General features: G+C 36.7%; 11 protein-coding genes. 2 read left to right on the top strand and 9 right to left on the bottom strand.

Annotated features, from left to right (window positions below):
* Positions 1-383: 383 nt before the first annotated feature.
* The 5 genes from PQ479_RS10145 to PQ479_RS10125 all read right to left on the bottom strand — a co-directional run bounded on the left by PQ479_RS10145 (position 384) and on the right by PQ479_RS10125 (position 5673).
* Positions 384-1268: a CMP-binding protein gene (locus tag PQ479_RS10145; RefSeq protein ID WP_047990228.1), complete on the bottom strand. Its 885-nt coding sequence runs from the start codon at positions 1266-1268 to the stop codon at positions 384-386.
* Between the two features lie 588 nt (positions 1269-1856).
* Positions 1857-3044 (bottom strand): acetate kinase, encoded by a 1188-nt coding sequence (locus PQ479_RS10140; RefSeq protein ID WP_047990227.1) that lies wholly within the window; start codon positions 3042-3044, stop codon positions 1857-1859.
* Between the two features lie 286 nt (positions 3045-3330).
* On the bottom strand, positions 3331-4320 hold the full coding sequence (locus PQ479_RS10135) for a class I SAM-dependent methyltransferase (protein WP_047990226.1): 990 nt from the start codon (positions 4318-4320) through the stop codon (positions 3331-3333).
* A 212-nt stretch (positions 4321-4532) separates the two neighbouring features.
* The gene (ytfJ, locus tag PQ479_RS10130; protein WP_047990225.1) at positions 4533-4982 is read right to left on the bottom strand and encodes a GerW family sporulation protein; all 450 of its coding nucleotides are present in this window, start codon (positions 4980-4982) and stop codon (positions 4533-4535) included.
* A gap of 19 nt (positions 4983-5001) precedes the next feature.
* Positions 5002-5673: a DUF2953 domain-containing protein gene (locus tag PQ479_RS10125; RefSeq protein WP_053070508.1), complete on the bottom strand. Its 672-nt coding sequence runs from the start codon at positions 5671-5673 to the stop codon at positions 5002-5004.
* Between the two features lie 200 nt (positions 5674-5873).
* Here PQ479_RS10125 and PQ479_RS10120 point away from each other — a divergent pair, with 200 nt between their 5' ends.
* Positions 5874-6671 carry an NAD kinase gene (locus tag PQ479_RS10120; protein ID WP_047990495.1) on the top strand — a complete coding sequence of 266 codons (798 nt, stop codon included), beginning with the start codon at positions 5874-5876 and terminating at the stop codon, positions 6669-6671.
* A gap of 49 nt (positions 6672-6720) precedes the next feature.
* Here PQ479_RS10120 and PQ479_RS10115 read toward each other — a convergent pair whose 3' ends face one another.
* From PQ479_RS10115 to PQ479_RS10100, 4 genes are all read right to left on the bottom strand, one after another.
* Entirely contained in the window at positions 6721-8289 is a 1569-nt protein-coding gene (locus PQ479_RS10115) for an amidohydrolase (RefSeq protein WP_047990223.1), read from the bottom strand.
* A gap of 117 nt (positions 8290-8406) precedes the next feature.
* A complete protein-coding gene (locus tag PQ479_RS10110; RefSeq protein WP_047990222.1) occupies positions 8407-8607 on the bottom strand; it encodes an alpha/beta-type small acid-soluble spore protein in 201 nt (66 codons plus the stop codon).
* Positions 8608-8768: 161 nt separating this feature from the next.
* Positions 8769-9980 (bottom strand): tRNA uracil 4-sulfurtransferase ThiI, encoded by a 1212-nt coding sequence (gene thiI, locus PQ479_RS10105; protein WP_047990221.1) that lies wholly within the window; start codon positions 9978-9980, stop codon positions 8769-8771.
* Between the two features lie 25 nt (positions 9981-10005).
* Positions 10006-11148 (bottom strand): cysteine desulfurase family protein, encoded by a 1143-nt coding sequence (locus PQ479_RS10100; RefSeq protein WP_047990220.1) that lies wholly within the window; start codon positions 11146-11148, stop codon positions 10006-10008.
* Positions 11149-12057: 909 nt separating this feature from the next.
* Here PQ479_RS10100 and brnQ point away from each other — a divergent pair.
* On the top strand, positions 12058-13389 hold the full coding sequence (brnQ, locus tag PQ479_RS10095) for a branched-chain amino acid transport system II carrier protein (RefSeq protein ID WP_047990218.1): 1332 nt from the start codon (positions 12058-12060) through the stop codon (positions 13387-13389).
* Positions 13390-13527 lie beyond the last annotated feature (138 nt).

Raw genomic sequence — 13527 nt, 5'->3', positions numbered from 1 at the left:
ACACAATCTAACACCATACATTTAAAATGAAAAAGAATAAAATCAAATTAAATAAAGTGCCAACAGGCAAAGTGCCAAAAACCACTTTCATCTTTGTTGGTGGTAAAGTGAATTCAACTTTGCCATGCGGGTTTTGAAAGTTAAGGCTCATGCTCACGTGCGAAGTTCTAATTACCGCTAGCTATCAAAGTATCTTTTATTCAAATTCTTACAACATTCATTACAAGAACCAATTACATGAAGTCATCAGGCAATTGCAACTCTACTCATATAACCAGACCTTCATTAAACAAAGTTCCAAACCGCACTTTTAGGCTCTCACGATGTCCGCCTTTTTTGTTGCTAGTCGTTTTATTTCTCTTACTTCTCTTTAGGTTTATGGCTTATTCATTAGATTCAGTGGAGTTTGTGTGAACTTTGGCATTTAACTCTTTAATATGATGGAAAAATATCGCCTCTGGTGTAGATGGATTGACTGCACTTCCCCAAGCATTATCTATTGGGCCATACTGACTTGCGATACAATGCTTCATATGTAATAGTTCTTGGTTAGACTTGTCGATTCCTGCTTCAAATATGGCCTCGTGAATGATCTCAAAAGTTAAAAGGATCTGACCTAATAGCTTCCCTTCATTTGTATAGCTTGGGGCAAAGGGATCATCTAAGACTCGTACAATTCCAATATTATGCAAGGTGCATGCAGCTAACACGATATCACGGTTTACGTGTTGATACAGAGGGAATAATTGCGTAGCCGTTTGGCATAATTCTACAATATGTTCGAGTTCCCCTGCATAATATGCATGATGCCGTTGCTTAGACGCTGGTAAAGTAGTTATTTTCTCTCGTATATAACGTTGTCCATATACAGTCATAACAAGCTTTTTTAATGATTCATTTTGAATATCATCCATACATGTACGTAGTTCTAGCCACAAAACTTCTCGCGAAAGTCCTTTTTTTGTTAGTAACTCTGTGACATTAACTTTATCATCATCTTTTGCCAAACGCATCTTTTGTATCGTCAATTCTTTTTTGTTTCGATAGCTTGAAATAACGCCTTCGACTTTAACAAGCGTTTTTTTTTGTACATTTTTTTGTAACTCTTCACCGATATCCCACATTTTTGCTGGTATTCTTTCTAAATGGCGCTCTAACAAAAAAGAACCATAATCACTGCCATTAATCGCCTGCTTCATCTCTTTCTCTCTCACAAAAAAGAAACCTGTTATTTTTTCGCCTTCTTTTAACTCTTGCCATGTACTCATGTTTCATCGACTCCCTATAGCTAAACTTGCTCTATTATATGCAAAGGTATCTAAGTTCATCATAACGGAAATGTGCGTACTTTTCATTCATCAACATACAAAATCGACATATTAAAGCCAAGAGACCGCCACCAACAAAGATGAAAGTGTGGTTTTGATCTTTAACTGGTGGCTTTTCATTCAATAACGGTTTTGAGCATTCTCACACTTTGCCGTAGCCCCGCCACTTTTTAGGAAGGATCTCGCAAGAGCTTTCCTAAAAAGATTCAGTGCACCGCACAACCAGCCACCAACAATAAAAAAAGAGAGAGTAATAACCCATCAGGATTAGCAACTAAAATCCAAGTGTTTTTGGACCGTTAGCAAAGCTTGCTTTGCTACTTCACGCATTCGCGTGAAGTTTTGAAAATCGAAACACCATTCAGATGAATTCATTCATCTGATAAGGTGTTTTCGATTTTCAAAAACGGTCCAAAAACAAAGACCGAAAGGTCAAGTTATTTCGAGAAATGAGCACAACCCAAGTCCACTTTCATACAAAAAACGCGATGAGTAAAAGCTACTCACCACGTTTTTATCGTTAGAAAATTATTGACCTAATCGGATCGTATCGCGTGCAATCATCACTTCTTCATTTGTAGGAATGATAATTACTTTAACTGGAGAATGTGGATAGTTTAAGAACGCTTCTTTTCCACGGACTTTATTTAGAGATGGGTCCCAATAAACACCCATGTATTCTAAACCTTCTAATACACGTTCGCGAATAACATCACTGTTTTCACCAATACCAGCTGTAAAGATAATGGCATCTACGCCTTTCATACTTGCAGCATAAGAACCAATATACTTATGAATACGAGATGTAAAAACTTCTAAAGCTAATTCAGCACGTTCATTACCAGCTTCTGCTTCTGTTTCGATATCACGAAGGTCACTAGAAAAACCTGTAACACCTAACATACCACTCTCTTTATTTAATACGTTGATAACCTCATTGGCATCTTTACCTGTCTTCTCCATAATATACGGAATTAAGGCAGGATCGATATCACCAGAACGAGTTCCCATTGTAACACCAGCTAAAGGAGTGAATCCCATTGATGTATCAATCGATTCTCCTCCTTCAATAGCAGCAATACTTGCACCATTTCCTAGGTGACAAGAGATTAAACGTAAATCTTTTAGAGGACGATCTAATAATTCGGCCGCTCTCTCCGATACATATTTATGAGAAGTTCCGTGGAAACCATATTTACGAATACCATATTTTTCATAATAATCATATGGCAAGCTATATAGGTAAGAGCTTTCAGGCATCGATTGGTGGAAAGCCGTATCGAATACAGCAACTGCTGGTACATTTGGTAATACACTTCTAAATGCTTTAATACCAACAATGTTTGCTGGATTGTGTAATGGGGCAAGCTCAGAAACCTCTTCAATTCCCGCTAACACCTCGTCACTAATTAAAACAGAATCATTGAATTTCTCTCCGCCATGAACAACGCGGTGACCGATTCCTTCAATTTCATCTAACGAAGAGATTATACCTGTTCCAGTTAACTTGTCTAATAAAATCTTAACAGCAACATCATGATCAGGAATATCTGTAATTTCCTTATCTTTTTCTCCGTTCACTTCGATCGTAAAAATAGAATCTTTCATACCGATTCTTTCAACAAGACCTTTTGTTACTACCGTTTCCTCCGGCATATTTAAAAGTTGAAACTTCAAAGATGAACTACCAGCATTAATCGCAATGATTTTTGCCATATTAAAACAGCTCCTTTATAGCTTTTATACAATAAGAGTTAGACTCTACATTAGAGTTTTTACTTAAATACATAACAATATGTCCATTACCATTTAAGCACTCGTTCTTTCATTTATCAAGGGAAATCGACTTATATCTCCATCAAACTCATGAATTCTTTATTTTCTGATTTGATAACGCTTACTGAAAACGCTTTATAATTCTGAGATGTTCCTCTTTAAAACTAGCTCTTTATAACAAAAACAAACCCATCACCTTAGTGAAATGGGTTTGCCTACATTCATTTTACTTTCCTAATTCTTGCTTGAACCAACCATCAATTTGTTTGATCATATCGGCCAAAGCTGTCGGTTTAGAGAAAGAAGGTAATTCTGCCATAAGTGCTTGTTGAATAGGTTGCACCTCTGTCCCTTTTTTCTGTAGCATTAAAATACTTTTTGCTTGTTGTTCAGAATGAAACATTGATTTAGGGAGCTGCAACAAAGCCAATATATGCGTTTTTTCTTTTAAATAACGATGTAACTTCTCTGATTGATCACTTTCAAAGAGGAAGTTAGGAATTAAGAAATATAAATAGCCACCTTCACGCGTTTGCTGAATAGCTTGTTCAATCATTAAATGATGTACATAGGAGTGGCCAGACTCTGCTTTTAGTTCATAATCATTAGCAATGATATCATTCGGATAATATCCAACCGGTAGGTCCGTTACAACGACGTCTGCCTTAAGTAAGGGTAGGTTTTGAATACTGTCTTGATGAAATAATTCTACTTCATTTCGTTGTAGATTCGAGCTGACAAAAGCAATATGCAATAATGTCTCATCAGCTTCAAAACCAACAGCTCGTGCCGGTTTAGTCGATTGATTTAATACAGCTGATAATAAATTTCCACTTCCTAATGCAAAATCAGCAACTAAATATTCACTTTTTAAGTCAGAGGAGATTTTATTAACTAAATAGCTTATAAATAGACTTACTGCATCCGGTGTTAATGAGTGATGTGGTTGAGTAGCTCCTTTCATACCTTTGAGTACAGTTAGTTGAAAGGATTTTCGTATCACTTCTTTTGGAAGTTCATCTAAATAGATGTCTTCTACGATTTGCTTGAGCTTTTTCTTTTCTATCTCATTTTTGGTTTCAATGAATTCCCCAGCAGAAAGCTTATCACCAGCTAGTGCAAGTGCATCTAAATAAGGAAGTTCTTGTTCTTCACTGATGAGCTCTGCACTTCGGTCTAATAAATGAAATAATTGCTCTAATTGTTTGTCTTGCATAGGTTCTCCTCCAATAAAATTCTGTTTATGATGTGCATTTATATGTAGGTCTAGACAGCTTTTTTTATATTAAAACACTGTTCTTAATCGTAGCACCGAATGATGGTGCATGGCAAGTAGTCGTGTTTTGTATGAAAGATACTTATAGCGCCCAAGCAACTTTTATACCAAAAAGAGACAACTCTACAAGTTGCCTCTCGTATTTCTGATTATTAAATAGGGGGTTGCTGGCGATAAGAGTGATGATCATGGCGGTCGTGCTCATCGCGATGGTGCTCTCTTTTATCTAGATGTAACATTTCTTGTATCTTCTCAATTACTTGAGGAGCAAAATCTAATAATCGTTCATACAGATGTGTACTATTATCAAGATGTACCATTTTTACACCATGACTATTTACGATGAGAAAGGCCATAGGAGTAATGGAGACTCCCCCACCACTTCCTCCACCAAAAGGATGACTTTGGGTATCATCGTGATGTCCATCAACGGCAAATTCACTACCACCTGCCGCGAAACCGAAACCTACTTTAGATACAGGCATAATGACACTGCCATCGGGTGTTTCAACAGGGTCTCCTATTATTGTATTCACATCAACCATTTCTTTAATATTTTCCATCGCTGTTTTCATAAGCCCTTGAATTGGATGGTCAGACATGTATATCCCTCCTCTTTCTTTACATGGATGAATTCATAACATTTGATTGGTTTTGATTCGTTCTTTTTATTTTTTGCCAATGAAGCAAAATCATTATTCCTGCACTGATAGCATGCCCGATCCGAAAAGAGATCATGCATGAAAAATTGGTTTTTGTTATCGTCCCTTGATAAATAGGATCTATTTGAATTTTTGGGTAGGCTTTTAATCGGAAGAAATTTGAAAGGATACCAACAACCATTCCCTTTAAGCTCCAACAGGCACCGACTAAATAAGCTGTTAACACCGCATCACTAACACCTAACTGTGAATGCCACTCCAACTTTTTCACTTGAATTTTTTTCAAAAACACACGCAGAATTTTATAAAATCCCGTTACATGAGCAAGAAACTTTTCTGATTCTCGAAGCTTTGTCTTTAACCAACTTAATCCAAACGATGCTGTTTCTTTTTTCTGACCTAATGGTGATTGTTTCTTTTCTTCCATTGTAAAACTCATCGAAGCGGGATCGAACTTTAGCAACGGTGAAGTAAATGTATAGATATGAATATGCCAAAGAAAAAATTGGACCGTTAACAAATCATCATCAATTTTATGTTGATAATGACAATCGATTGTCACTTTAGCTAGGTAGATGATCGTAAAAAACATGATGATGCCAAATAACGATAGTAATATCCACCAGATCATAGTTATCTCCTTTTTCATGAAATTTCATTTTATAGATTATCCTAACTACTAATTTTTATCCAATTTTTTCTATATGATGATTTGTTATCGATGTTCTTGAACGTTTAAAGGCAATTACTGCGGGTTTCTATTTCCACACTTTGGGTTATGATATGATTAAGCCATAGCTAGTCACATATAGAAGGGATGAGTTGATCTTTATGACCTCACAGAATCAGTATTATTTATTCTTTAAACAAACTGAAAAAATGAAGCAAACATCCTTACCTTTGATCAAAAAATTAGAACAAGCTGCATTTAAACAAGCACCAACGTTTAACGAAGCGACTTTTATTATTAGCCTCGGAGGCGATAACAGTTTTCTGCAAACCGTTCGTAAAACGGGATTTCGTTCTGACTGTATTTATATCGGGATTAATACGGATGATATTGGATTTTATACGGATTTCACTGTTGATCAATTAGATTTATTGATTCAATCCATGCAAGAATCCACATTAGAAGTTCGGAAATATCCAATAATTGAAGCGAGAATTGATCAAAAGGCTCCATTCTATTGTTTAAATGAATGCACGATCCGCTCAAGCACGATTAAAACATTTGTGATGGACGTCTGCATTGACTCGCACTATTTTGAAACGTTTCGTGGAGACGGTATGATTATTGCCACACCTACTGGAAGTACAGCTTATAATAAATCAGCAGGCGGTGCGGTCATTGATCCAAAGCTTCCGTCCATGCAAGTTAATGAAATATCTTCATTAAATAATAGTGAATATCGAACATTAGGAACATCATTTGTCTTAGGGTCAGACCGACAATTAACCTTAAAAATTGTTCAAACCGGTAATGAATTTCCGGTTATTGCCGTAGATAATGAAGCGTTATCCTTCCCTCAAGTAAAACAAGTACAATTACAATTAGCCAATCGACAAATTCAAGTATTAAAGCTTAAAAACAACTCTTTTTGGAATCGAGTTCAAAGAAAATTTTTATAAAGAAAAAGCCAATGGTTTATTAAGTCATTGGCTTTCCTAATCATGTAGGTTACTTCCTTTGCTCCGCTATAACAACCCCTAATATCTCCGTATCTAATATTTGATCAGGTTCCATTTTAAATAGGTCATTGGAAAGAATAGTCATATCGGCATAAAAACCTTTACTGAGCTTTCCTGCGACATGTTCTTTTTGAATGGCATAAGCACTAGCTGTCGTAAACAATTGAATAGCCTCATACATACTTAATTTTTGTTCAGGTTGATAGCCTTGATGGTTTTCTGTCGGCTTTTTTCTTGTGACAGCAGCATGAATTCCTAATAAAGGATCAACTGGTTCAATAGGAGCATCAGAGCCACCTGCACAGATTAAGCCTTCATCTAAAAGAGTCTTCCAAGCGAATGATTCTTCCATTCTCGAGAGACCTAATCGTTCTTGGACCCACGGAAAATCAGAAGCGACAAAGCGTGGCTGAATATCTAAAATCACCGGTAACTTTTTCATTCTTTCTCTTAGATCCTTTCTAGCTACCTGCACATGGATAAGTCTATCCCGACCAGGGGCACGTGGAGCTCTCTCAATTGCTGTAAGGGCCATCTCTAAGGCTTTATCGCCAATGACATGAATCGCCACATCCATCCCTTTATTTCTCGCATCCACCACTAATTGATCTAATTGCATCTGATTGTGTATAGCGACTCCACTTGTACTCGGGTCATCCGCATAAGGTTCTGATAAAAGAGCTGTTCTTCCACCTAATGCACCATCAGCAAATATCTTCATTGCTCCAGTTTCGACAAATGCACCTGAACGATGTAATTGTTCATAGGGAACTTTTTCAAATGCCTTATGATTGACAAGCAAATGAGCCCGAAGTGGTAATTCTCCTTCCTCTACTAACTCATCAAAAGCTTTAATCGTCTCAAGAGGATCGCGATAATAGGCTAAGTCCTCCGTATGTCCACCGACTAAACCCTTTTTGTATAAATCTTTAATTGAAACCATTAAGGCTTTTTTTATATAACGATCCGAAACACCTGGCATAACCTCTTTTACGAGCTCTACTGCTTCATCTAACAATAAACCAGTGGGTTCACCTTCTGCATCTTTAACGATAACCCCACCTTCTGGGTTTATCGTATCTTTTGTTATTCCTGCCATTTCAAGAGCTTTGGAATTGACTAAAGCCGCATGACGACATATCCTTGTCAAAAACATCGGTTTGTCATCTGAAATTTCATCTAATTCCATCCTGTGAAATATTTTTCTATCAATAAAGTTGTTTTCATTCCAACCTTCACCAATAATCCATTGATCGGCTTTCTCTTTTTGCTCAAGCAAAAGTTGAAGCATCTCGACTGAAGAGGATACATGTGATAAATCTAAGCGCATTAATCGTTCACCATGTCCAATCATATGTAAGTGGCTATCAACAAATCCAGGATAAGCAAATGCTCCATCTAAATCGATCGTTTCTTCTATTTTTTCTGAATATTTTTCAACGAGCTCTGCTTCCGTACCGGTATCTCGAATCAGTCCCCCTTCTGTATAGAGAGCTTCTACATATTCATTTTCTTTGTTCATTGTATAAAAGGTAGCATGAAACCATAATTTTCCCATTGCATTCACTCCTAGTTACCATTCATTTCATTCTTGAATATATTGTAACTTTTTCGTGAAACTAAATAAAGAGAGTAGTTTCCTACTCTCTCCTTCAAGCCATTTTAATTAAATTAATTATTTTTGATATCCACCTAATTGTTGCTCAGCCATTTGAACTAAGCGTTTTGTAATCTCGCCACCTACAGAACCGTTTGCACGAGATGTTGAATCAGGTCCTAATTGAACTCCAAATTCAGAAGCGATTTCGTATTTCATTTGGTCAAGAGCTTGTTGTACACCAGGTACGACAAGTTGGTTTGAACTGTTGTTTGCCATTTCTCTTTCACCTCCTTCTGTAACTATAGAATGTGCGAAAGAAGTTCGAAACATACAATATTTAAAATGGTAATATTTATGTTTTTTTGAGCGAGATTAACCTTGTCAGACAGTAAAAAACCTTGAGTTCAAATACTCAAGGTTTTTAAAAAGTTTATGTTTTAAAATAAATCGTCTATTTGCTGATTCACTTTTTCTTTTGAAGAGATTGTAATTATTTCTGTATCGGCTATTGCTTTCTCCAAAATAGGTTCGATATCTAGGTAGCTTTCATACTTTTGTGCTTGGTCACGTCTTGGTCTTGTTTTTGAATCAGAAGGTAAAAAAATCGTACAGCAATCCTCATATGGTAAAATGGATGTTTCATACGTATCAATCTTATGAGCAATTTGAATGACTTCTAGCTTGTCCATTGTCACGAGCGGACGAATTATAGGTAAATTCGTTACCTCATTAATCGTATTCATACTGTGTAGTGTTTGACTTGCTACCTGTCCTAAGCTTTCTCCTGATGCTAAAGCAAGTATTCCGCGTTCTTTGGCAATGCACTCACTAATTCGAAGCATCATTCTTCGCATAAGAGTCATTTGGAAATTACTTGGGGCCTCTTTATGCAAATAAGTTTGAATTTCCGTAAATGGAACTAAATGAAGTTTAATGCTAGCCCCATATTTGGTTAATGTTGTTGCTAAATCAATGACTTTTTGCTTTGCACGTTCGTTTGTATAAGGTGGACTATGAAAATGTATAGCTTCTAACATGGCACCTCGTTTTTGGATTAAATAACCGGCCACAGGGCTGTCAATCCCACCCGATAACATTAACAGCACTTTCCCACTCGTTCCAACCGGTAAACCACCAGCCCCTTCAAAAACACCTGAAGTGATATAGGTAGCTGTTTCGCGAACTTCAACACGAATGTCTAAGTCTGGATGATGCACATCCACTTTTAAATCTTCTGTATTTGTTAATACATACCCACCTAAGTGGTGATTTAATTCCTGAGAAGAAATTGGAAAAGGTTTATACGCTCTCCGTGCTGAGATTTTAAACGTATGAATCGCTTTTTCCTTGCGGCTTTCTTGAAATAAGTGAAGGGCCGCTACCTTCATTTTCTCTAAATCATTCTCTACTTTTACAGCCAAACTCATTGAGTGAATACCAAATACATTTTGAAGCTTCTCAATAATTGGTTCGTATGCTTCTCCATTTAATTCAACAATCATTCGTCCAAAAGTTCGTCTCACTTTTGCACTTGGATGAGCCTTTAATGCATATTTCATATTTTGTTGTAACTGTTTTTCAAAATACGTACGATTCTTCCCCTTTAAAGCAAGCTCACCGTAGCGAATTAATATATGATTATATTCCATCAACCTTAAAACCTCCTCATTCCCGTTACCCTTGTACTTGTAGTAATTCAGGAATCATTGTTTCTAAATCGTTCAATACTCGTTTAACTTCATCTTCTGTATTCAGATAAGAAAAGCTAACTCTTATTGCACTACTTGCCTTTTTATCATCAATACCTTGTGCAAGTAATATTCTACTCGGCTCATTAAGCTTCGAAGAACATGCCGATTTCGTTGATACATAAACACCAACTTTGGAAAGTGACTGAATTAAAACTTCCGGTTTCATATGGCCAATAGAAAAATTAACAATATGGGGAGCGGAACCTTTCACTGGTGTATGAATAACGACCTTGTCTATTTTTTTTATCCCAGCAATAAATGTTGTTTTTAATGTTTCGAGGTGTTGATTACCTTGACGGCTATGCTCACTTCCTAACCGAAACGCCTTAGCCATCGCAACAATCCCTGCTACATTTTCAGTTCCTGCTCGCAGCTTGAATTCCTGTTCACCACCGTGTAATAAGGAAGAAAGTCGATTCCCTTCACGAACATATAATAGACCATTCCCCTTCAATCCATGGAATTTATGAGCTGACATCGTACAAAAGTCGATACGTACATCGTTAAAATGTAAAGGAACTTTATGAACACCTTGAACATGGTCAACATGAAAACGAACATGTGGATAATCAACTAAGCGCCTAGATATTTCTTCTATCGGCTGTATGGCCCCTGTTTCATTATTTACATGAATAACTGATATTAAAATAGTGTCCTGCCTAATCGCCTCTATTAATTCATCAACCGAAATATGACCTTCTTTATTCACGTTTAAATACGTTACTTCAAAGCCTTCCTTTTCTAAGCTTTGAAATACTTCATAACTTGAGGCATGTTCAACCATGGTTGTGATCAGGTGTTTTCCGCGATTTCTTCTTGCCTGTGCGGTCCCTTTTATGGCCAAATTATTACCCTCTGTTCCCCCAGAAGTAAAGATGATTTCTTTTGGCTTAATTTTTAATAGCTCTGCTATTTGTTTTCTTGCTTTTTCTATTAAAATTTGAGAATCCATTCCTAACGTATGTAGTGACGATGGATTTCCAAAATAATTGGTTGATACTTTTAAATAGGTCTGAACGACTTCTTCTAATGGTTTAGTTGTAGCACTGTTATCGAAGTAAATCATAAAAAGGCTAACTCCTCTTTCCAGATATAAAAGTTTGCATCACTATATCTTAGCATAAAAATGTGGAATAACAATATTTTTTGTATGAAAGTTATATGGGTGTTGCTCATTTCTCATGTTATTGACATTTCGATCTTTGTTTTTGGACCGTTTTTGAAAATCGAAATGACCTCACAGACGAATGAATTCGTCTAAAGGTTCATTTCGATTTTCAAAACTTCACGCAAATGCGTGAAGTAGCCAAGCAAGCTTGGCTAACGGTCCAAAAACACTTCGATTTTAGATACTAATCCTGATAGAATACTACACAATTTTTGGTTGGTGGTGGCTGGTTGTGCGGTGCGCTGAATCTTTTTAGGAAAGCTCTTGCGAGCTCTTTCCTAAAAAGTGGCGGGGCTACGGCAAAGTTTGAGAATCCTCAAAACCGTTTATGAATGAAAAGCCACCAGTTAAAGAGCAAAACCACACTTTCATCTTTGTTGGTGTTGGAGCGGTTTTGGCTCCGACATGAGGCTTTTGTATGAAAAGCTGAGTTGTTAAGGCTAATCACCACTTTCACCTTTGTTGGTGATGAAGTTGTAAACGATTTTTTTCGACCGCACTCTCGTGACTTCCTCTTTTTTCGCTCATAACCCTGCGATTCCAACTTTGCTCAGGCTTTCTCCCTTTTTTAGGCTCGTACCCCTTCGATTTCTCGTTCGCTCGGGCTTTCTCTCTTATTTGCAACTTATTACAAAAGCTCATTCGCTAGTCTTACTTCCATTCTTATTTAGTATATGTTAAGATAAATCTCGTTGTCGAAATTTGTCTTTTCTATTCAATTTTCACACTATTTCTTTTTTTCTTTTTCCTTTACTGAGGAAATCTGGCAATAGATGAAAAGCGTTAAAATACAATTGGAGGATTAATATGCAAGAACAACTATCTATAAAGAATCAATTCGCATTAGGATTACTTATGCTGGCACTTTTTTTAGGAGCTGGTAATTTAATTTTCCCTCCTCAGTTAGGTCAAGACGCGGGGAGTTCAATCCTTCTTGCTACTTTAGGTTTTTTATTAACGGCTGTTGGCCTGCCCTTACTCGCAATTATGGCCATATCCCTAACAAAAGGTAATATGTTTGAAATGGCGAAACGGGTTCATCCTATCTTTTCAACCTTTTTTGCTTATGCTGTTTATTTAGCACTCGGACCATTTTTCGGTATTCCAAGAACGAGTACGGTTACACATGAAATTGCCGTCGCACCATTTTTGCCAAGTCACTTCAATCATGAGATTGCCCTTTTCATTTCAACCTTTGTATTTTTCGGACTCACATTTTGGTTAGCTTTGAATCCTTTAAAACTTATTGATTCAATTGGAAAACGGATGATGCCGATTTTACTTGGGTTAATTGGATTTATGACGATTTCAACTTTTTTCCTTTATTCTTTTGATTTGGTTACTCCTGCATTAGGTACATATGTTCAAAATCCATTTTCTTCTGGTTTCATCGAAGGTTACCTGACAATGGATACGATTGCCGCTCTCGTATTCGGTATCGTCATTATGGATCGATTGAAGGATTTGGGTATACATGACCAAAAGCTTATGCGTAAATATACGATTCATTCAGGATTGATAGCTGGAGCTGGGCTTTCTTTTGTTTATATAAGTTTGGCACTTCTTGGGACTATCAGTGTTCCTATCATTGGTCGGCTTGATAATGGAGGGCAAATTTTATCAGAGCTATCTTTTCATATGTACCAATATTTTGGTCTCATCTTATTAGCTGTCGTTATTTTAGTTGCTTGTTTAACGACTGCGATTGGATTAGTATCAGCTTGTAGTGAATTTTTTGCCAAAAGATTTCCTCAAGTAAAATACTCAATATTTGTTTTTATCTTAACCTTCTCTAGCTTTTTAATGGCCAACCTAGGTCTTAATCAATTAATATCGATTTCTTTACCGGTGCTTATTTTTCTCTACCCTATCGCGATAGTATTAATTGTTTTAACCTTAATTGATGATTATTTCAAATTAAAAAGGCCCGTTTTTATTACAAGTATCCTGATAACTTCCATATTTAGTTTTATTGACGGACTCGAAGCGGCAAATATTCCCGTTAGTGACGCTTTTCCATTTTTACGGAAATTGCCACTCTTTGAAACAGGAATGGGTTGGTTAATTCCAACGTTTTTTGGTGCTGTAGTAGGATTTGTGATTACAACCATTATTAGCAAAAAGACAAAAACCGTTTAGTAGAGTCGTTAATAAAACATCTTTAAATACAGTACATGTAAGTACGACCACCTATAAATGCAATCGGGATAGAAGGAGGCGACTAACCTCCACCCCCCACACCACCGTACGTACGGTTCCGTATACGGCGGTTCCATT

The organism is Alkalihalobacillus pseudalcaliphilus (assembly GCF_028610675.1).
Taxonomy (GTDB): domain Bacteria; phylum Bacillota; class Bacilli; order Bacillales; family Bacillaceae_D; genus Alkalihalobacillus; species Alkalihalobacillus pseudalcaliphilus.
Note: the sequence above shows the minus strand (reverse complement) of the source record. Positions and strands in the feature narration are given on the sequence as shown.